Raw genomic sequence first — 19,662 nt, forward strand, 5'->3', positions numbered from 1 at the left:
GGCAAACCGGACGCGGGCGCGACGGACCCTAGGCGCCGGACAGGCGGATCGCGGCGGCCGGGCAGGTGAGTTCGGCCTGCCGGACCGCGTCCTCCTCACCGGCGGGCGGCTCGGCGGCGAGCAGGACGACCGTGCCGTCGTCCTCGTTCTGGTCGAACGTCTCCGGCGCCAGCAGCACGCACTGGCCGGAGGAGACGCAGCTTCCGGTGTCGACGGTGATCTTCACGTTCACCACTCCACGGGCACGCGCTCGACGCCGCCGGCCACGCGGTTGGTGCGGACCGGGATCTCGTCGAGCCCGACGGCCAGGCGCAGGCCGGGGAAGCGGCGGAACAGCTTGGGGAACACCGTCCGCAGCTCGGTGCGGGCCAGGTTGGCGCCGATGCAGACGTGGGCGCCGGTGCCGAAGGCGAGGTGCACGTTCGGCGTCCGGTCCGGGTCGAACCCGTCCGGGTCGTCGAACACCGACGCGTCCCGGTTGGCCGCGTCGCTGGAGATGAGCACGGCGTCGCCGCGCATGATCCGCGTCCCGGCGATCTCGACGTCTTCGTGGGCGTACCGCAGCAGGCCGGTGCCGCTGGTCGCGGTGAGCCGCAGGATCTCCTCGACGGTCTGGTTCACCTCGCCGTCGGGGTCGGCGGCGAAGCGGTCGCGGCGGGCGGTGTCGGTGAGCAGGAACAGGGTGCCCATCGCGATGCGCGTCGACGTCGTCTCGTGGCCGGCGAACAGGAGCCCGGCGCCCATCCGGGCGAGGTCCTCGTCGGTGAAGGACGGGTCTTCGGCCTGCACGGCCACCATGTCCGAGATGACGTCGGGCTGCGGGTCGGCGCGCTTGGCGTCGGCCAGCTTCAACATGTACGCCATGAACTCCGCCATGGCCGCCTGGGCGTCTTCGCCGCCGTCCATCACCGCGATCCGCTCGGACAGCCCGCGGAAGTGCTCCCGGTCGGCGTACGGCACGCCGAGCAGCTCGCAGATCACCAGCACCGGCAAGGGGAAGGCGAGGAAGTCGGTCAGGTCGACAGGCTCGCCGGGGTTGGCGTCGCGCGCGGCCTGCAGGTCGTCGAGGCAGCGGTCGGTCAGCTCGGCGATCCGGTCGCCGAGGGCGCGCATCCGGGGCGCGGAGAAGGCGGGCGCGAGCATCCGGCGCATCCGCTTGTGCACGTGTTCTTCGGTTTCGAAGTCGCCGCTCGGGCCGTCCTGCAGGGCGGCGTAGGAGATCCGCGACGCCTGTTCCGGCGCCGGGTGCGACCGGCCGAACCGGCGGTCGCGGAAGACCTCCTTGGCCTGCTCGTAGGACGTCACCAGCCAGGCCGGGTCGCCGGCGGGGGTGAGCACCCTGGTCACCGGCGCCTGCTGCCGGAGGACCTCGTAGTCCGGGGCGATCGCGAGCGCGTTCGCCCGGGCGAAGGGGAGTCGAGGCGTCTCTTCGGTGGTGGTCATGCGTGTTCCCTCGGATCGGTGGTGAGGTCGGCGAGCCAGCGGAGTTCGGCGTCGAACTGCCCCAGCACGTGCTGCAGCGCGGCCCGGCTCCACGGATCGGCCTGCCCGGCGGCGAGCCGGCCGAGCCGCGTTCGTTCGGCGACGAGCGCGTTCTTCCGCACGTCGAGGACGCGCGCCCGTTCTTCCGGCCGCAGCCAGGCGAAGTTCCCGACCCGCGCCAGGAACTCGGGCTCGTTGAGCGCGAGCTCACCGGGAAAGTCGGCGAGCAGGTCGTGCAGCAGTTCCCGCCCGACATCGGTGACGGTGTAGACGTGCCGCGGCGGCTTGGCCTCCTGCTCCTCCGCGCTGCGGCTCACGGCGCCCGCGTCGACGAAGCGCCGCAGGGTCGGGTAGAGCGAGTTGTTGGACAGGGTGTGGCCGGTGGACGCCTCCACGGCCTTGCGCAGTTCGTAGCCGTGCATCGGCTCGACGGCCAGCTTGGACAGCAGGAGGATCTCGATCCACACCTAGGTCACCGTAACCTAGGTTTCGGTGACTGGGCAATGGCGGATCGTGACAGGTGGGGAGAAACTGTGTAGCGTTGTAAGCAGCTGCTTACAAACTGGAGCACGGGGGTTTCCGCATGACCGCCACCCACACCGAGCCAGTCGCCTACCCGTTCAACGAGGAGGCGGGGCTCGACCTCGACGAGGCCTACGCGGCCGCCCGGGACGCCGAGGGCCTGATCCGGGTGAAGATGACCTACGGGGAGCCCGCGTGGCTGGCCGCCCGGTACGCCGATGCCCGGCTCGTCCTGGGTGATCGGCGGTTTTCGCGGGCGATGGAGAAGGAGAAGGACGCGCCTCGCCGCTCGCCGGTGCAGCGCGACGGCGGCATCCTGCAGATGGATCCGCCCGACCACACGCGGCTGCGGACGCTGGTCGCGAAGGCGTTCACCGTGCGTCGCGTCGAGCTGCTGCGGCCGCGGGTCGCGTCGCTCGCGGCCGGGCTGATCGCGGACATGAAGGCGGCCGGCGCGCCCGCCGACCTCGTCGACGCCTACGCCCTGCCGATCCCGGTCGCCGTCATCTGCGAGCTGCTCGGCGTCCCGGTCGCCGACCGGCCGCGGTTCCGCGTGTGGAGCGACGCGGCGCTGTCGACCAGCGGCCTGACGCCCGAGGAGTTCGAGCGCAACCGCGAGGAGCTGCGGGACTACATGCGCGGCCTGATCGCGGAGCGCCGCTCGCAGCCGCAGGACGACCTGATGACGGCGTTGATCGAGGCCCGCGACGTCCGCGACCGGCTGACCGAGCTGGAGCTGGTCGACCTGTGCGTCGGCATCCTCGTCGCCGGGCACGAGACGACCGCGAGCCAGATCCCGAACTTCGTCTACGCGCTGCTGGACCAGCACGAGCAGTGGGAGCGGCTGTGCGCCGGCCCGGACCTCATCCCGGCCGCGGTCGAGGAGCTGCTGCGGTTCGTGCCGCTGGGGGCGGGCGCGGCATTCCCGCGGTACGCCACCGAAGACGTCGAGGTCGGGGGCGTGCTGGTGCGCGCGGGCGAGCCGGTGCTGGTCGCGGTCGGCGCGGCCAACCGCGACGGGCTCCAGTTCGACGACGCGGACAAGCTGCGCTTCGACCGGGCGGAGAACCACCACCTGGGCTTCGGCCACGGCGTCCACCACTGCCTGGGCGCGCAGCTGGCCCGGATGGAGCTGCAGGAGGCGCTGCGCGCGTTGGTCACCGAGCTGCCCGGGCTGCACCTGGCCGGCGATATCGTGTGGAAGACGCAGATGCTCGTCCGCGGACCGCGGTCGATGCCGATCGGGTGGTGACCACGAGCCGGCACGGGGAAGTCTCGTGCCCGGCCTCGGCCATCACGGTGACGGACGGCGGTCGCGAGATCGGCCCGCGCCCCCGAAGACGCCGTGCTCGGTGACGACGGCGGTGATGAGGTCGTGCGGGGTGACGTCGAAGGCGGGGTTGAAGACGCCGGCGTCCGGCGGTGTCACGGGCACGCCGGCGTAGTGGGTGAGCTCGCGGGCGTCGCGTTCTTCGATGGTGATGCCGGTGCCGTCGGGGAGCCTTGAGTCCACAGTGGACGAGGGGGCGACGACGACGAACGGCACCCCGTGGTGTTTCGCGGCGATGGCCAGGCCGTAGGTGCCGATCTTGTTGGCGACGTCCCCGTTGGCGGCGATCCGGTCGGCCCCGACGAGCACGCAGTCGACGAGCCCCCGGGCCATCGCCGCGGCGGCGGCGCCGTCGGGCTGGACGCGGTAGGGAACGTCCGCCTCCGCGAGCTCCCAGGCGGTCAGCCGGGCGCCCTGCAGCAGCGGCCGGGTCTCGTCGACGAGCACCTCTTCGACGAGCCCGCGTCCGTGCAGGTGCCAGACGACACCGAGGGCACTGCCCCACCCGACGGTGGCCAGCCGCCCGGCGTTGCAGTGACTGAGCAGCCGGAGAGGCCGCCGCGAGGTGGCGCCGAGCACCACCTCGGCGGCGTACCTCGACGCGGTCTCGTTGAGCCGTTCGTCTTCGGCGAGCAGGTCGAGGGCCTCGGCGAGAACGGCGTCGGGGCCCTGATCGAGCTTCCGGAGAGCGCGTTCGACACCCCAGGCGAGGTTGACGGCGGTGGGCCGCGCGTGGGCGATCAGCTCGGCGTCCTGGCGGACGTCGCCGCCGCCTCGCTGAGCGGCGAGCGCAACGCCCAAGGCCCCGGCGGCCCCGAGCGCGGGCGCCCCCCGGACGGCGAGCCGCTTGACGGCGTCAACGAGTTCGCCGACGGTCCGCAGGGTGAGCAGGCGGTACTCGCCGGGCAGCGCGGTCTGGTCGATGACGACGACGGCGCCATCCACCCAGTCGATGGTCCTGCGCACGTGCGCTCCCTCCAGCCGTGACGTCCCCGTCCATTGAACGGCAGAACGAGACCACCCACCCGTGATGCCCCCGGGATCACGCGAGATGCCCCGCCATCACGCGAGTTCCGTCCCCGATCACGCGAGTTCCGTCCCCGATCACGCGAGTGACGGGTCCGGTCACGCGAGTGCGGCGTACCGGAGCGGCGAACTCGCGTACCCAGAGGGTCGACTCGCGTACCTGCGGGGTCGGTTCGCGTGAGCGAGGCCGGGACTCGCGTGATTGGAGACGGGACTCTCGTGATTGGCGGGGCATCACGAGAAGCTGCGGACCGGCGAGGGGTCAGAGGCCGGCCATCAGGTCGGTTTCCGTGATGCCCGGGCCCTGGCCTGCGCGGATGAACCACTCCGTGCCGAACGCGAACGTGAACGCGTCGTCCGGCATGGCCAGCATGAACATGTCCTCGCTGATCTGGCTCGGGTGCGCCCGCATCGCCGCGCGCTTCACCGGGGCGTACTTCGACACGTCGACCGCCGCCGTGATCTCGGCCTCCGGTTTGCCGAACTCGACGTTTTCCGGCGGCTTCGGCGCCGCCTCCGGCGGGATCACGCCGTCCGCCACCGCCGCTTCGAAGCCGCGCTGCATGAACTCGCGGTTGAACGTCGCCTGGAAGACCCGGGGCGTGCCCGCCAGCTCGGCCGCGCGCACGCCGACGCGGTGGACCTGGATGTGGTCCGGGTGGCCGTAGTCGCCGTTGTCGTCGTACACCGTCAGGACGTCCGCCGACTCCTCGCGCAGGATCGCCGCCAGCTGCTCGGCCGCCTTCTCGACGTCGGCGCGCCAGAAGCACGCCGGGTCGTCGTTCGTCGGCTCGCCCATCATCCCCGAGTCGCGGTAGCCGAGGAATTCGACGCGCTCCACGCCGAGGATCTCCGCCGCCGCGTGCGACTCCTGGACGCGGCGGTCCTCCAGCTTCTCGCCCTCGGCGAGGAATCCGTCGGGTACCTCGCCGACCTCGCCCTTGGTGGCGACGACGAGCACGACCCGGTGCCCCTCTTCGACGGCCTTGCGCATGACGCCCGCGGTGCGGAGGCATTCGTCGTCCGGGTGGGCGTGGAAGGTGACCAGTGTTCCCATGTCCGCGACGGTACCGGCTGCCACCGACAAAAACCGCCCGCGAGGATGCGCACCTGCCCGCCAGGGGCCGCGACCGTGGACGAAAACAGCACGTCGCCGGCACCACGGACCCCACGTCCCCGCCGGCCTGGGCGCTAGGACTGTTCCTTCGGGCACCACCAGGTCGACCGGCCGCCGACGGTGCCGTGGGTCATCTCCGCCCCGCAGCGCGGGCAGTGGTCACCCGCACGCCGGTGGCCGATGATCTCCCCGGTGTGCACGCCGCCGTGGCGGATCGCCGCGCGCAACGCCTTCCGCAGCGCCTTGTGCAGGTGCGCGAGGTCGTCGCCGGACAGCTCGTTCACCGGCCGGGCCGGGCCGAGCGCGGCCTGCCACAGGGTCTCGTCGGCGAGCAGGTTGCCGATCCCGGCCACCACCGACTGGTCCAGCAGCCGCGCCTTCAGCGGCGCCCGCCCGCGGCCGACGCGCTCGGCGAAATCGCGGCGCGAGATTTCCCCGGCGTCGGGCCCGAGCGCGTCGAGGTCCGGATCGAGCCGCACCCGGCTGAGCCGCCGCGTGTCGAACAGCTGCAGCCGTTCGCCGTCGGCGAAGGTGATCCCGAACCGGAACCACTCGGGCTTTTCGTCCCGCTCACGAGCCCGCCCGGGCGGCCCGCTCTTCCCGCCGAACCGCAGCTGCCCGGCCATCCCGAGGTGCAACCCGAGCTGCGGCCCGGCCCGCCCGTCCCGGTTTTCCGTTTCACACCACAGGGTCTTGCCACGCCGATGAGCGCCGGTGAGGCGCCCACCGGTCAGGGCCCCGGCGATGTCCCCGGGCGCGTGCGGGCGGCAGACCCAGTCGTCGTGGTCGTCGACGTCCCGGATCTCCCGGTCGAGGGCACCGGCGAGGACCTGACGGGCGAGTTCCACCTCGGGGAGTTCGGGCACCCGGCCAGTCTGCCGGAAGGTCGTCCGGAACGCCGATCGTCAGGTCCGCGGCCGATCAGGACAGGCTCGCGGCGGCGGTCGTCTCCCAGACGAACCCGTCCGGGTCGGTGAACGGTTCGGACGCGCCGCCGACGGCGATGCGGTGCGAGCCGCTGCCCTCGGGCGAGACTCCGGCGTCCTTCGCGAGCGCCTTGCGCCGGTACAGGGCCAGCTTCACCGGGCTCGACCCCGCTTCGAACTCGACGTACATCTTGCCGAAGCTCTTCCCCACAGCCAGCCCCCGATCGATGTAGAACTTCTTGCTCGCGGCGACGTCGGCGACGCCCAGAAGCAGCACCACGGCGTCGATCTTGCGGGTGGCCGGGCCGGTGTTCTTCTTGGCGGAGGTGGCGAGCTTCCAGATCGTCCCGTCCGGGGCCCGGACCGTGCCGCCGTAGCCCCACATGGACTTCGTGGCGGGCTTGATCGTGGTGGCGCCGGCTTCGAGGGCGGTGCCGACGAGGGAGTCGACGTCGGCGGGCTGCGGCACGGTGAGGGAGAGGGTGAACCCGCGGAAGCCGGCGCTGGGGGCGGCCGAGGCGCGGAAGCGCAGCTGGGTGGTGAGGCCGAAGGCGTCGGCGTAGAAGCGCTCGGCGGCGGCGGGGTCGGTGACTTCGAGGGTGATGATTTCGCTGTTCGTCATGCCGGTAACGCTAGGTCCGGCGCGCTGACCGGCGCTTCTCGATTCCTGACCGGTCCTGGCGGCCGGCTCCGGAAAAAGGAGTGGGCGGGACGCGTGCGGTGCTGATAGCTTGCCGGTGACCGTGGCCCGGCCCGAGGAGGTGAGACCCGTGAACGTTGTACGCAGTGGGTGCTCCCTCTCGTCGTCACGGGCGGGCGGCTGACGTAGGTGTCGCCGGGAGCCCTCCTCCCGAAAGGCGACACCATGAACCACCTGCACGAGCGGCCGGGCCCCACCGGCCGCGGAGAAGTTTCCCGGCGGCCGGACGGCCGCCTCTTCCTCAGCATCGACACGTGGGACGACGCGGACTTCGCGCGGCTCGCGGCGGACATGCTGCCGACCCTGCCGAGGCCGCTGTACACAGTGGTCGACGAAGCCGACGCGGAACTGCGGTCCCGCTGGGAATCGGCCGGTTTCGCGACCCGGCGCCGCGAGTGGGAGTACGTCCTCCCGACGGCCCGGGCCGCGGGTTCCGTGCCCGCGGACGTGACGATCGGCCCGCCGTCCGACGAGCGGCTGCTGCGCTCGGCCGAAGACGTCATCCGCGCCGAAGTCGAGGCGGCGGTGGGCTGGCACGAGATGCCGGCGGAAATCCTGCCCCGCCCGGAAATCCCGGACGTCACCAAGTACGTGGTGGCGGAGTCCGCGGGCGACTACGTGGGCCTGCTCCGGCTGGCGGCGGTGACGCGGCAGCCGCGGATCGGGCTGCTCGCGGTCCGGACGGATCGGCGACGACGCGGAATCGGCCGTGCGTTGCTCGCTCATGTGCTGGATGTGTTGCACCACAGGGGAATCCCGGCGGCATCGGCCGAAGTGAACGAAGCTAACTCGGCGGCGGTGGCGCTGGTCGAGGGCGCCGGAGCCCGCCGGGTGGGCAGCAACCTCGAGCTGGTGTTGCGCTGATGGCCGGGATCGAAGTCGAAGGCACCGTCGTCGAGTGCCTGCGGAACGCGACGTTCCGGGTGGAGCTGGAGAACGGGCACAAGGTGCTCGCGCACATCAGCGGGAAGATCCGGAAGAACTTCATCAAGATCCTGCCGTTCGACCGGGTCCTGGTGGAAGTGAGCCCGTACGACCTCGACCGGGGGCGGATCCTGTTCCGGTACCGGACGTAGGGCCGCGAAAGGGGGAGGCGTCGCCGGGCGGCGTCTCCCCGCGCGGTGCGGTCAGTACTCGCCCTTGATGACGAAGTACGAGCCCCTGATCGTGCCCGCCAGCTTCGACTTCTGCCGCGCGAACCTGAACGACGAGAGCTCCTCCGGCACCTCCATCCCGTCGGACAGCTTGAACCCCACCGCCCGCTTCCCACCCTCGTCGACGGTGTACATCACGTTGATCGACAAGCCGCTCTCGTAGAACACGTACGTCATCCGGATGTTCTCCACCTGGAACGCGGTCGCCTCGAGCGGGGGCGAGGCGATCACGATGCCGCGTTCCTCCTCGAGGATCCGGTGCACCCAGTCGATCGCCGGGCGGGCGTCGGCGGCGGGCTCGACCGTGAAGACGTGGTCGTACTTGTTCTTGAAGTAGCGGGCCTCGTTCGCCCGCAGGCCCGCGAGCGCGCCGGCGACCGGCGACGTCTCCAGGCCGGTGGTCGAGACGGTCCCGAAGTCGACGGCATAGGGCATGGCGCAGTCCTCCGCGTGGGTGTCCGGTCGATCGGGCCTCAGCGTATGCGCAGGCAGTGGCGGTGGACCACTCGAACGCCCGGCGTGTGTAACAGCCCGCCGCGGCGGCACGACTCCGTACCGGAAATGCTGTCCCCGGAAGGCGGTTCGCGTGTCGAGGAGTCTGGTCAGCACGGTCGGCGGGCACCTGGTTTTCGGCGACGCCGTGTCGCGGATAGCCGAGTCCCTGAGCCCGCTCGGCGCGGCCGGCCGGGTCATCGCCGAGTCCTACGCCCTGGTCAGCGAGATGCGCCGGATCAACCTGGAGAAGACGCAGGCCGCCGACGCCAAGGAGATCACGCTCGCGCTGCTCGAACGACGCCGGCAGGAGTCGTCCGAGTCGCTGCGGCAAATGCAAGCGGGGCTCGGCCAGGCCGACCTCAGCGCCCGGGACATCCGCCGGTGCATGGTCAACATGCAGGCGGAGACGGTCAAGCCGGGGCTGGAGCTGGCGGAACGGCGGGCCTACATCGAGCTGACGCAGCACTTCACCACGATGCTCGTCCAGCACCACTCCGACCTGACCGGTGGCGTCGCGCTCGTCGTCGACAAGGTGCTCAACGGCACCGGGGCCACCGCGCTCGTGCCGGCCACGCGCACGCCGAACGCCCGGAAGGCGGGCGTCAAGCGCGGTGGCGACCGCGGACGGCGTCGGTGATCCGTGGCCGGTGACCGCAACGGCTGCGGTGGGTGCGCGCTCGTCGTCCTGGCCGTGTTCGGCGGCCTGCCGCTGACGATGGTGCTGGCGGCCCCGGCGATCGCGGCCCGCATCGCCTCCAGCGGCGCGCCCGCGCTGGCGCCCTACCTGGCGGAATGGCGCTGGGCCATGATCGCCTCGCCGCTGCTCGCGCTGGTGCTGGTCCGCCTCGTCCTGGCCCGGGACGGCCGGCTGCGCGGCCGGTCCGTTCGCCCGGGGAAGCGGTGGCTCGGCCTGCTGGGCCGGGCCGGGGTCCTGCTCGCGGTGGTGAACGTCGCCGTCTTCGCGCAGCTGACCCGGGCCGGGCGCACCGACCACGTCATCGCGGACGGGTTGCCGCTGTTCGTCTTCGCGGCGCTGGCCGGGATCGCGGTGCTTGTCGCGATCGCGCGGTGGGACCGCCGTCCGGACCGCGTCACCGTCGAGCAGATCCGCGTCGCGACGGCGGAGGCCGACCGCGCCCTGCGGCGGGTCCGCGCCGAGAACGAGCGGGTGCGCCGGCAGGGCGAGCGGGTCCAGGCGCGGCTGGCGAACCTGCGCACGCGCCCGGCCGGCCGGGTCGACGTCGCTTTCCCGGCCCTGCGGACGTTCCACCGCGAGTCCTACCAGTGCGCCGACACCGCGCACGTGGCCTACCAGTCCGCCCAAGCTTCGCTCCGCACGATGTCGTACGTGGTGCGCCGCTCGCGGTACACCGCCCCGAACTGGCTGCCGGGCGGCCGCCGGGCACGGGCCGAACTGCGTGCGGCCGCGGCGCAGCTGGCCCGTTCCCACGGCGAACTGCGGGTCCAGGTCGACCAGGGGCTGACCATGGTGCGGACGCTGAACGCGAACACGTCCGAGCTGAAGCACGAGATCCGCGACAGCTGCGGCGAACCGGGGCGGCAGTGGTTCGAGGCGCTGGAAGCACGGATCGCCGAGGCCCGCGCGAGCCGCGCCGGCTGACGACCTCGGTCACCCGGCGGTGGCCAAGACGCGGTTCGGCCGGGCGAACCGCACCGGATCCACCGCGGCCGGGTCGTCCGACAACTCGATCACCGCGGCTTCGCCGGCCGTCCGCCGGACCACCGCGCCCAGCACCGCCGGAACGGGCGGCAACGCCCGGTGGCGGCCGGCGTCGAAGGAGGTCGACCAGCTCAGCCACTCCGGCCAGGCTCCCGGCGGCGGCGGGTGTCACCCGAGCGGGGATCACGCAGTTCCGCCCGGATCTGCTCCAGCGACCACTCGTCCTCGACCCGGCCGGACAACGCGCCCGTCTCCGCCGCGAGCGCCACCCACAGCTCGGTGAGCCGCCGGTGCAGCGACCGAAGGGTCCGGGGTCTGCCGGCCGTGCCACGAGTCCAACGACAGCGTCACGACGTCCCAGGCCCCGGACCGGCTGCGGCCGGTCGTGCACCCGGTGTCCGCCCTCGACGGCTGCCGGGGGCAACGCGCCGGCGGGCAGCGTCAACGTCCACGGCCGATCCGGACCCGTGCGGTACAGCTTGGCATCGCGGCGCGGGAAGATCCTCCGAAACAATCCCGGCGAGAGTGTCGGATCGGGCCGGCGGTGTTCGTAGCCGTGGTGAAGCCGTCCCAAACGCGAGGAGTTCGGATGCAGTACCTGGTTTCCGTGGTCGACGACAAGAGCAACCCCGGCCGCACCGACCGGCAGCCCGCCATCAGCGAGTTCAACGACCGGCTGATCGCCGAGGGCTACTGGGTCTTCGCCGGCGGGCTCGCCGACACCGACGCGGCCACCGTCGTCGACCACCGGGGCGAGCAGGTGGTGGTCAGCGACGGGCCGTTCGTCGAGTCGAAGGAGTACCTCGCCGGCTTCTGGGTGTGGGAGGCGCCCGACCTGGACGTGGTGCTCGAGCTCGCCGCGGAGGCGTCGAAAGCCTGTGACCGGAAGATCGAGGTGCGGCCGTTCCGGTGAACGACGTCGAAGCAGCGGTCACCCGGGCCCACCGCGCCGAGTGGGCGCGCGTCGTCGCCGCCCTGACCAGGCGGTTCGGCGATCTCGACGTCGCCGAGGAGGCGACGGCGGAGGCCTTCGCGGTCGCCGTCGAACGCTGGCCGGCCGACGGCGTGCCGCCCAACCCCGGCGCCTGGCTGACCACCACCGCCCAGCGCAAGGCCATCGACCGGATCCGGCGCGAGAGCAAGCGCGACGACAAGCACAAGGAGGCCCAGGTGCTGTCCGGTGACGACCCACCCGAGCCGCCCGGCGCCATCGGCGACGACCGGCTCCGGCTGATCTTCACCTGCTGCCACCCGGCACTGGCCATGGACGCCCGCGTGGCGCTGACGCTGCGCATGGTCGGCGGGTTGACGATGCCCGAGATCGCCCGCGGGTTCCTGGTCGCCGAAGCCACGATGGGGCAGCGGATCACCCGCGCGAAGGCCAAGATCAAGGCGGCCGGCATCCCGTACCGCGTGCCGTCCGCCCAAGACCTCCCGGCTCGCGTCAACGGCGTGCTCACCGTGCTCTTCCTGGTGTTCAACGAGGGCTACCTGGCGACTGGGCCGGGCGCCGACCCGGTGCGCCACGACCTGACCGCCGAGGCGATCCGCCTCACCCGGCTGATCCACACCCTGCTGCCGGAGGACGGCGAGGTGACCGGGCTGCTGGCCCTGATGCTCCTGACCGAGGCCCGCCGCACCGCCCGCGTCTCGGCGAGCGGCGAGCTGGTCGCCCTCGACGAGCAGGACCGCGGGGCGTGGGACACGGCGCTGATCGCCGAGGGGCACCGGCTGGTGCGCGAGCGGCTGGTGTCCGGGGTGGCACCGGGTCGCTACCAGGTCCTCGCGGCGATCAACGCCGTGCACACGTCCGCGCGCGACATGCGCGACACCGACTGGTCGCAGATCCTCGCGCTCTACGACCAGCTCGTCCGCCTCGACCCGTCGCCGGTCGTCGCGCTCAACCGGGCCATCGCGGTCGCCGAGCTCGACGGCCCGCAGGTGGCGCTGGCGGCCGTCGACCGGCTCGGGGACAAGCTGGCCGGTTACCACGCCTTCCACGCCACCCGCGCCGACCTGCTGCGCCGCCTCCACCGCGGCAAGGAGGCACGGGCGGCGTACGACCGGGCCATCGAGCTGGCGGGCAACAGCGCCGAGACGGCAGCCCTGACCCGGCGCCGCGACCGGCTGCGGTAGCTCAGCCCTTGACGACCCGCACCCAGGTCCGGAAGAACCGGCGATCACCGGCGGCGGGCGGCGGCACGCGCTTGTTGAGCGCGTCGTCGCTGGCCTGCCGCTTGAGCGGGGCGTCGGCCAGGGGCACCGGTTTGGCGGGCGGGATGGAGACCTTCCGGTAGCCGGGCCAGTTTTCGTCGAGCAGCCGGTCGATGACGTCGCCGCTCAGGCCGGCGTCGAGCAGGTTGAGCCGGCTGACTTCGGTGTCCGGCGTCTCGACGATCTCCATCAGGTTGAACCACGTGTTCGCGTCCGCGGTGGGGATCACCTTCAGGTAGCTGGAGAACGGCTTGGTGTCGTTGGTCAGCGAGCGGAAGAACCCGCCGAGACCCGAGCACGCGTCGCGGAACGCCTTCCGCGCGCGGCCGGCGTCCTGGACCACGTCTTCGCCGTAGGTCTTGGTCAGGAACGCGGCGAGCTGCCTCCCGCTCACGGTCCGGCCGCCGAGCTGCGGGCTCATGTGGTGGACGGCCTCGTCCACGAACGCGACGAACTGGTCGGGCTTGATCGACGCGATGCTGATCTCGGCCGGTTTTCCGAGCCGGTCGCGGACCCATTGCAGGTCGGTCCGGAATTCCGGCGGCAGCGACAGTTGGATCTGTTCTTCGTGGTGCGGGACCACGGCCGGGTTGAGGACGTATTCGGGGCCGGGAATGACCACGTCGGTGTCGTAGTTGAGGTTGACGAACAGCGTTTCCCCGTAGGTGTCCTTGTGGAGCGTGTCCCGCCCGATCCCCTGCCGGCGGCGGTAGTAGTGGATCTCGACGAGCACCTTCCACCCGTTCCCGACGAAGCCGCTCTTGCGCAGGTAGTCGAGCTGGTGCGCGGCCATCATGGTGAGCAGGGTGTAGCGCACGAGCTGCCGCGCGGCGCCGACCGCCTGCACCAGCGGGAACCCGTTCAGGTTGGTGGCCAGGGCGTGAATGGGCGCCTTGTCCTTGGTTTCGGTGATCGACGGCAGGTTGATCAGGTCGACACGGTCGAACAACGCCCCCTCTTCGGACGGACCCGGGATGACGGGCAGTTCGAGCGCACCGACGAACAGAAGGTGCTTGTCGAACTTGGCAGGATCTTTCTTGATCCCCTCCTCCAGGGCGGCGACAAGGGATTTCTGCAGTTCCGGATCCGGGCAGTCCCCGACGAGCGGCGTGGCGAGCTTCTCGAGAAGCCTGGCCGATTCGCCGGTTTCCATGGTTGTCATGGATCGATCACATCCTGTGTGTTTGCCGGTATGCGCCCCAGGATATCGGTCGGTGTGGGGTGGGAACGTTGGCCTCAACGGGTGGATTCGCGCGCTGAATGGAGTAGGGTGAAAATATCACCGAATAGCCGGTGGCGAGCCAACCCGTTTCCGTGGAGGACGATGGACGCCAGCGAAGCAGTGACAGAGCTGCTCACGGCTCGCCTCCTGTCGTTCGGCGGCCGGGGCTTCGCCGGAGCGGTCGACCCGGGCACGGCCGCCTACCGGCACCTGGCTCACCTGGGCGCGCAGGCGATCCCGCTGCTCGAGCGGGTGGTCGAGGAGGGAACCCCGGCAGGTCGCGCGTACGCGGCGACGTTGCTCAGCGAACTCGACGAACCAGCGGGCCGCGCGGCGTGGGAGCGGCTGGCCGACGAACCCGGGCAGATCCGCTTCTTCCAGGGGTGCGTGTGCGAGGAGCTGACGCTGGGGGAGTACGCCCGGCGCAGCCTCGACCGGTGATCGGCCGGGGCTGTGGGAACCTGTTGGGGTGGAATCCCTCACGCTGCACGTAACCGCTCGCCGGTACCTGATGGCGCGCTACGACGAGCTCGTCGACCGGTACACCGAGCTGCTCGGCCAGGAACGCGCCGGGTTCGGTCACCAGCCCGAGGCTTGGCGGATCTTCCCGCGCTACAACGTCGTCGCGGCGATTCTCGCCCGGGTCGAGCAGCTCGACCCCGATCGGCTTCCCGCGCTGCCGCGCCTGGTCGATGAGCTCGAAAAGGCGGCGACGGCCCAGTCGGCGTTCACCACACCGGCGTCCAGCAAGGTGGCGGCGGCCGCGATGGCCGAGGAACGGGGGCTGTTCTCCTCGGCCGTGCGGGGGTGGGCCGATCGTCACGACCTGCAGGTCGCGCCCCTGCCGTACCGGCGCGTGCTCGCCCCGGCCGAGTCCGCCGCCCGGCAGCAGGCACTGCACCGGCGATGGGGGCTTGACGGCCGGATGTGGCACCCGATGATCGCCGCGCCGATGCCGCCGGACGTGCTGGTCCTGGCCGAGGCATCCCTCTGGGAGGAGGAGCCCGTCGAGCACGTGCGCGCCGCGCTGCGCGAACGCGGCGGGGGTCGCGTGACGGAGCTGCGCGAGTACGGCGAGGACTACCTCTTCGACGTGGACCTCTTCGCGCCTCGGTACACCGGCGCCGAAGGCGTTTGGAGCGACGACACGCTCTCGTGGATCGCCTATGCGTCTCACGAAGGAACCGTCGCGTTCGGTGGTCATCTCGCCACCGCCTTGGCCGCCTGGCCTGCGATCGACCGATGGCGCTGAGTGAGCCTTCGTGCGAATGGCAACCGGGAAATGTCCCGTTTGAGAGTAAAACGCGCATTGGCGGCTTTTTCGCGACTGCGGGCTCTGCGGCGAATACCCCACTTGGCCTATTCCTTTTCGCGAGCTGATCAGTCAAGGTGATCTTGGGTTCGTCGGGGGCCCGGCTCTGTGCTGGTGTCTTTGACGAGGGGGATCTCGTGCGTTTTCGTGGTGCGCGCTGGCGCGCTCTTTTGCTCTGCCTTGCCGTTTCCGCCGGAACCGTGGTGACGACCGGGACGGCCGGTGCCGGCCCGTCCGCGGCCGTTCCGGGGGCGGCTCCCGACGAGATCACCGCGGCCGCCTACGCCCGTGCGGGTGGCAAACCGGTCGAGGTGACGTCGGAGACCACCGAAACCTCGCAGACGCTGGCCAACCCGGACGGCTCGTGGACGATGACCCAGTACGTCCACCCGGTCCGGGTGAGGCAGGCCGGGACGTGGACGCCGGTCGACACGACCCTGGTGCACCGGGCGGACGGCACCATCGGGCCGAAAGCGGTCACCGTCGACGTCAAGCTGAACCCCGGTGGCGCCGGCTCGGCGGCCGCCCCCATCGTGCAGGCGGGGCAGGGCGGCAAGGAAATCGGTCTGAAGTGGACGGCCGACCTGCCGGCGCCGGCGCTCGAGGGTGACACCGCTACCTACGCCGAAGTGCTCCCCGGCGTCGACTTGACCGTGCAGGCCGGTCCCGAGGGCTTCACCCAGAACCTGGTCATCAAGACGCCGGAGGCGGCGAAGAACCCCGCCCTGCGGGAGATCCCGTTCGGCCTCCACACCCGCAACACCACGGTCTCGGTCGCGGAAGGCGAGGGCCGCGGCACCCCGGCGCAGGCCGCCCCGACCGACGGGCTGGAGGTCAAGGACACCGCCGGGCAGGTCGTCTTCTCCGGGGACGCCTCGCGGATGTGGGACTCCTCCGGTGACGGCTCGCCCGCCGAGCGGGAACTCGGCGAGGGCGGCGGCCGGCGCGAGGCGGTGATGGATGTCACCCTGACGCGCGACAAGGTGACCATCACCCCGGACCAGGCGTTCCTGACCGACCCGGCCACCCGGTACCCGGTGCTGCTGGACCCGGACAGCTGGTGCGATTCGTGCGGGAACCAGGCGCACGTGGTGGTCCAGTCCGGTTACCCGGGCGCGAAGAACTGGAACGCCACGGGCGGGGACCTCTCGAACCTCAAGGCCGGCTACGAAAACTACGACCGGGCCGGGACGTCGCGGTCCTACCTCCAGATGAACTCCGCCCGGCTCGGCGGCACGGTGGTCCACCGCGCCACGCTGAACACCAAGGTCCAGCACAGTGCCAAGTGCGATGGGGACGCCCGGCCGACCGGCTTGTGGCTGTCGAACCCCGCCGGCCCCGACACGACGTGGGCCGCGCAGCCGGGCTGGAGCTACCAGGTGTCCACCATGAACACCGCGAACTGCCAGGACACGCCGGACGTGTCGGGCATCTTCGACGCCACTTCGGCGGCGAAGGACGCTGCCGCGAACCGGTGGTCGAGCACGTGGTTCGTGCTCGCGGCGGCCAACGAGGCCGACGGGATGGCGGCGTGGCGGCGGTTCGACCTGAACCCGTACTTCGCGGTGAACTACGACTCCTACCCGAACTCGCCGGCGAGCCTGTCCATGCAGAACGGCGCGCTCCCGTGCACGAGCGGCCCGAACCGGCCGTGGGTCTACACGAAGACGCCGCAGATCTCGGGCCGGCTGTCCGATCCGGACGGTGGCACGGTCTACGGCAAGTTCGCCCTCGCCTACGGCGCACTGGGCCACAACGTCTACGTCCACGAGAACGCCGCCAACCTGGTCCCGGTGGGGACGGCGGGCCCGAACCAGCAGGCGACGGCCCAGCTCGCCGCGGTCCCGGCCGGGTGGATCAACGAAGACGGCATCTACAACTGGTCGATGCAGGCCACCGACGGCGAGCTGTGGTCGAACTGGGTCGGCAACTGCGAGTTCACCGTGGACACCAAGGTCCCACTGCCGCCGGACCTCGCGATGGCGTCGTGGACGGACCCGAAGGTGCAGGGGGACGCGGCCGACTTCAGCGTGTGGACCTACATGGCGACCGACGGTCTCTACGACATCGACCACTTCATCTACACCACCGACGGTTCCGAGCCCCAGACCCAGGGTTCGCCCACCGCGCCGGCGGTGCAGGGCACGGACGCCAACGGGAGGATGGTCGCCACGGCCGCGCTGAAGACGAGCGCGGTCAACGGGAACCAGAACCTGATCAAGGTCAAGTCGGTCAACAAGGCGGGCATGCCCAGCCCCGACGGGACCTGCCTGGTGATCCCCGACTCCAATCCCGCGCTGGACGGGCCCTCCTGCTCCTACCACGTCCAGCCGCTCACCCCCGGCAAGAACCTGGTCGGCGCCTGGGGCGCCGACGAACCGTCCGGGACGACCCTGGTCGACAGCGCCTCGTCGACACCGGGCAACGCGACGCTGCCCACGCATCCGGCCACCACGGCCGGGGGCGTCACCCGAGGTGCGGGCTACGACCACGGCACCGGCTGGACCCACCCCGACACGGCCGGCTACAGCGACGGCGTGAAGGGCGCGATCACGCTCGACGGCACCAGCGGCTACGCCCAGACCGGCGACCGCCCGCTCGACCCGTCGAAGTCGTTCACCGTGGCGGCCTGGGCGAAGCTCACCGACACGACGCACTCGCAGACCGTCATCGCGCAGGACGGCACCCAGTCGATGCCGTTCGCGCTGCAGTACAACAAGGAAAGCAACGCCTGGGCGATGCGCGTCACGGCCGGGGATTCGGCCACCCCGGCGGCCGACTGGGCCTTTTCGAGCGGACCGCCCCGAACCGGGGTGTGGACCCACGTGGCGGCGACGTACGACGCGTCGACTCAGGTCGCCACGCTCTACGTCGACGGCGTGAAGCAGAGCACGGTGATCACCCGGCCGTGGGCCGCGACCGGACCGGCGGTGCTGGGCGCGACGAAGTGGGCCGGGACCCGTGCCGACTTCTTCCACGGCCAGCTCGACGACCTGCAGATCTGGCAGCGCACGTTGTCCGGCAAGGACGTGCACGATCTGGCCGGGGTGGCCGTCCCGCTCGCGAACTACGGCCTCGCCGAAGGCTGTGGCCCGGAACTGATCTCCGCGACCTCGCGTGTCCCGTCGCTGCAGGCGAGCTGGGCGCTCGGGCAGACCAGCGGGAACACCGCCACCGACGCCACCGGTTACGGCAACGACCTGACGATCGTGGGCGGTCACGCCTGGGTGCCGGGGCACGGCGGTGGCGGTCTGCAGCTCGACGGGACCACCGGCTACGGCACCACCGCCGGGCCGGTCGTCGACACGGCGAGCTCGTACACCGTGTCCGCCTGGGTGAACCCCGCCGACCTGAACGCGGGTTACCTGGTGCTGTCCCAGGCCGGCGCGCACGCGGCGAACTTCGCGCTGCGCTACGACAAGGCAGCCAACCGCTGGGCGTTCGGCGCGTCCCCGGCCGACGACGCCACGGCGTCCATGGTGTGGGCGACCGGGACGTCGGTGCCGCAGGCGGGGAAGTGGACGCTGCTCACCGCGGTCTTCGACCGGAACACGATGCGCATCCGGCTGTCGGTCGACGGGGTGCGCGAGGCCGAGGCGCCCGTCACGACGTCCTGGACGGCGTACGGGCCCCTGCTGCTCGGCGCCGGACCGGGCGGGACGAACCCGTTCAAGGGGGTCCTGGACCAGGGCCGGATCTGGGCGCAGAGCCTCAGCGACGACCAGATCGCCGCGACGCGGCCGCTGAGCTACTACGACTCGGTCACGCAGACCACCGGCACGCCGTCGGGCGAGGTCTCGCTGGGCCTGGAGACGGACACCGCCGGCAACCCCGCTGCGTGCGCGGCGAAGTTCACCATCAACGGCGGTGAGGTCGCGACCCCCCGGCCGGCCAACCTGCGGACCGACAAGTCGTTCACGGTCGAAGCGTGGGTCAAGCACACGTGGACGGCCGCGGACGCGGCGGCCAGCGGACCGGTCGACTCGTCACCGCGCGCGGTCGTCGGCGCCGGGGACGCCCAGTACTCGCCCTTCCTGCTCGGCTACCGGCCGTGGGCCGACGCGTCCGGGACGCTGCACGGCCGGTGGAGCCTGCTGATCGCGCCGTACGCCGCCTCCGGGGCCGACGGCCGGTTCGTCCTCAGCGACGCGGTGGCCGAGGACAACACCTGGGTGCACCTGACGGCCACCTACGACGCCTCGACGGGGTACGAAGCCCTTTACGTCAACGGCGTGAAGCAGGGCTTCTACGTCAACACGCCGGACGGCGGCGGGGTGGCGGCCCGGGACGCGGGCGTCCCGCTGACCCTCGGCCACGGCGTGTGGACGGGTCAGCGCAGCGACGTCTGGTACGGCGGCCTGGCGGGCGTGCGGGTCTACTCCGGGCTCCGCGGGGTCGACGCGATCACCTTCGACAAGCGGGCCGACGACCCCGGCAACCTCTTCGGCGTCACCCACTAGCACCGGCTTCGGCGCGTCGAG

21 protein-coding genes are annotated in these 19,662 nt (G+C 71.6%); 10 read left to right on the forward strand and 11 right to left on the reverse strand.

Annotated features, from left to right (window positions below; all coding sequences use genetic code 11):
* Nucleotides 1-28 precede the first annotated feature (28 nt).
* The 3 genes from C2L59_RS25370 to C2L59_RS25380 are packed head-to-tail and all read right to left on the reverse strand — an operon-like array spanning nucleotide 29 to nucleotide 1,949.
* Entirely contained in the window at nucleotides 29-226 is a 198-nt protein-coding gene (locus C2L59_RS25370) for a ferredoxin (protein ID WP_103352128.1), read from the reverse strand.
* Between the two features lie 2 nt (nucleotides 227-228).
* Nucleotides 229-1,443, reverse strand: coding sequence for a cytochrome P450 (locus tag C2L59_RS25375; protein ID WP_103352009.1), 1,215 nt, complete (start codon nucleotides 1,441-1,443; stop codon nucleotides 229-231).
* Nucleotides 1,440-1,949, reverse strand: coding sequence for a PadR family transcriptional regulator (locus tag C2L59_RS25380; RefSeq protein WP_103352010.1), 510 nt, complete (start codon nucleotides 1,947-1,949; stop codon nucleotides 1,440-1,442). Before C2L59_RS25380 ends, C2L59_RS25375 begins: the two co-directional genes overlap by 4 nt.
* Before the next feature lie 116 nt (nucleotides 1,950-2,065).
* On the opposite strand from C2L59_RS25380, the gene C2L59_RS25385 reads away from it, so the two are divergent.
* Nucleotides 2,066-3,256 carry a cytochrome P450 gene (locus C2L59_RS25385; protein WP_103352011.1) on the forward strand — a complete coding sequence of 397 codons (1,191 nt, stop codon included), beginning with the start codon at nucleotides 2,066-2,068 and terminating at the stop codon, nucleotides 3,254-3,256.
* A gap of 42 nt (nucleotides 3,257-3,298) precedes the next feature.
* Here the strand turns inward: C2L59_RS25385 and mtnA are convergent, their stop codons facing one another.
* The 4 genes from mtnA to C2L59_RS25405 all read right to left on the reverse strand — a co-directional run bounded on the left by mtnA (nucleotide 3,299) and on the right by C2L59_RS25405 (nucleotide 7,025).
* A complete protein-coding gene (gene mtnA, locus C2L59_RS25390; protein ID WP_103352012.1) occupies nucleotides 3,299-4,300 on the reverse strand; it encodes an S-methyl-5-thioribose-1-phosphate isomerase in 1,002 nt (333 codons plus the stop codon).
* 322 nt (nucleotides 4,301-4,622) lie between these two features.
* Entirely contained in the window at nucleotides 4,623-5,417 is a 795-nt protein-coding gene (locus C2L59_RS25395) for a PIG-L family deacetylase (RefSeq protein WP_103352013.1), read from the reverse strand.
* A gap of 134 nt (nucleotides 5,418-5,551) precedes the next feature.
* Nucleotides 5,552-6,343: an Fpg/Nei family DNA glycosylase gene (locus C2L59_RS25400; protein ID WP_233223664.1), complete on the reverse strand. Its 792-nt coding sequence runs from the start codon at nucleotides 6,341-6,343 to the stop codon at nucleotides 5,552-5,554.
* A gap of 55 nt (nucleotides 6,344-6,398) precedes the next feature.
* Nucleotides 6,399-7,025 carry a glyoxalase gene (locus C2L59_RS25405; RefSeq protein ID WP_103352015.1) on the reverse strand — a complete coding sequence of 209 codons (627 nt, stop codon included), beginning with the start codon at nucleotides 7,023-7,025 and terminating at the stop codon, nucleotides 6,399-6,401.
* A gap of 243 nt (nucleotides 7,026-7,268) precedes the next feature.
* On the opposite strand from C2L59_RS25405, the gene C2L59_RS25410 reads away from it, so the two are divergent.
* On the forward strand, nucleotides 7,269-7,967 hold the full coding sequence (locus C2L59_RS25410; protein ID WP_103352016.1) for a GNAT family N-acetyltransferase: 699 nt from the start codon (nucleotides 7,269-7,271) through the stop codon (nucleotides 7,965-7,967).
* Complete coding sequence (gene infA, locus C2L59_RS25415) at nucleotides 7,967-8,179, forward strand: translation initiation factor IF-1 (protein WP_103352017.1); 213 nt, start codon at nucleotides 7,967-7,969, stop codon at nucleotides 8,177-8,179. The genes C2L59_RS25410 and infA overlap by 1 nt, the downstream gene beginning before the upstream one ends.
* Nucleotides 8,180-8,230: 51 nt before the next feature.
* Here infA and C2L59_RS25420 read toward each other — a convergent pair whose 3' ends face one another.
* Nucleotides 8,231-8,692, reverse strand: coding sequence for a phage tail protein (locus C2L59_RS25420; RefSeq protein WP_103352018.1), 462 nt, complete (start codon nucleotides 8,690-8,692; stop codon nucleotides 8,231-8,233).
* A gap of 151 nt (nucleotides 8,693-8,843) precedes the next feature.
* On the opposite strand from C2L59_RS25420, the gene C2L59_RS25425 reads away from it, so the two are divergent.
* On the forward strand, nucleotides 8,844-9,389 hold the full coding sequence (locus C2L59_RS25425) for a hypothetical protein (RefSeq protein WP_103352019.1): 546 nt from the start codon (nucleotides 8,844-8,846) through the stop codon (nucleotides 9,387-9,389).
* A gap of 3 nt (nucleotides 9,390-9,392) precedes the next feature.
* Nucleotides 9,393-10,373 carry a hypothetical protein gene (locus C2L59_RS25430; protein ID WP_103352020.1) on the forward strand — a complete coding sequence of 327 codons (981 nt, stop codon included), beginning with the start codon at nucleotides 9,393-9,395 and terminating at the stop codon, nucleotides 10,371-10,373.
* A gap of 9 nt (nucleotides 10,374-10,382) precedes the next feature.
* Here C2L59_RS25430 and C2L59_RS49195 read toward each other — a convergent pair whose 3' ends face one another.
* Together C2L59_RS49195 and C2L59_RS49200 are read right to left on the reverse strand one after the other, a co-directional pair.
* Nucleotides 10,383-10,526, reverse strand: coding sequence for a hypothetical protein (locus tag C2L59_RS49195; RefSeq protein ID WP_233223666.1), 144 nt, complete (start codon nucleotides 10,524-10,526; stop codon nucleotides 10,383-10,385).
* 38 nt (nucleotides 10,527-10,564) lie between these two features.
* On the reverse strand, nucleotides 10,565-10,702 hold the full coding sequence (locus C2L59_RS49200; protein WP_233223667.1) for a hypothetical protein: 138 nt from the start codon (nucleotides 10,700-10,702) through the stop codon (nucleotides 10,565-10,567).
* A gap of 320 nt (nucleotides 10,703-11,022) precedes the next feature.
* Between C2L59_RS49200 and C2L59_RS25440 the strand changes: the two genes are divergently transcribed.
* Both C2L59_RS25440 and C2L59_RS25445 read left to right on the forward strand, forming a co-directional pair.
* A complete protein-coding gene (locus tag C2L59_RS25440; protein WP_103352021.1) occupies nucleotides 11,023-11,346 on the forward strand; it encodes a YciI family protein in 324 nt (107 codons plus the stop codon).
* Nucleotides 11,343-12,569 (forward strand): RNA polymerase sigma factor, encoded by a 1,227-nt coding sequence (locus C2L59_RS25445; RefSeq protein WP_103352022.1) that lies wholly within the window; start codon nucleotides 11,343-11,345, stop codon nucleotides 12,567-12,569. Before C2L59_RS25440 ends, C2L59_RS25445 begins: the two co-directional genes overlap by 4 nt.
* 1 nt (nucleotide 12,570) lies before the next feature.
* Here C2L59_RS25445 and C2L59_RS25450 read toward each other — a convergent pair whose 3' ends face one another.
* Complete coding sequence (locus tag C2L59_RS25450; RefSeq protein WP_146060430.1) at nucleotides 12,571-13,809, reverse strand: hypothetical protein; 1,239 nt, start codon at nucleotides 13,807-13,809, stop codon at nucleotides 12,571-12,573.
* A 162-nt stretch (nucleotides 13,810-13,971) separates the two neighbouring features.
* Here C2L59_RS25450 and C2L59_RS25455 point away from each other — a divergent pair, with 162 nt between their 5' ends.
* The 3 genes from C2L59_RS25455 to C2L59_RS25465 all read left to right on the forward strand — a co-directional run bounded on the left by C2L59_RS25455 (nucleotide 13,972) and on the right by C2L59_RS25465 (nucleotide 19,641).
* Nucleotides 13,972-14,310, forward strand: coding sequence for a hypothetical protein (locus C2L59_RS25455; protein WP_103352024.1), 339 nt, complete (start codon nucleotides 13,972-13,974; stop codon nucleotides 14,308-14,310).
* Nucleotides 14,311-14,338: 28 nt separating this feature from the next.
* Entirely contained in the window at nucleotides 14,339-15,121 is a 783-nt protein-coding gene (locus C2L59_RS25460) for a hypothetical protein (RefSeq protein ID WP_103352025.1), read from the forward strand.
* A gap of 263 nt (nucleotides 15,122-15,384) precedes the next feature.
* Nucleotides 15,385-19,641, forward strand: a complete 4,257-nt coding sequence (locus C2L59_RS25465) for a LamG domain-containing protein (protein WP_103352026.1) — start codon at nucleotides 15,385-15,387, stop codon at nucleotides 19,639-19,641.
* Nucleotides 19,642-19,662 lie beyond the last annotated feature (21 nt).

The sequence above is a fragment of the Amycolatopsis sp. CA-128772 genome (assembly GCF_002904295.1).
Taxonomy (GTDB): Bacteria; Actinomycetota; Actinomycetes; order Mycobacteriales; family Pseudonocardiaceae; genus Amycolatopsis.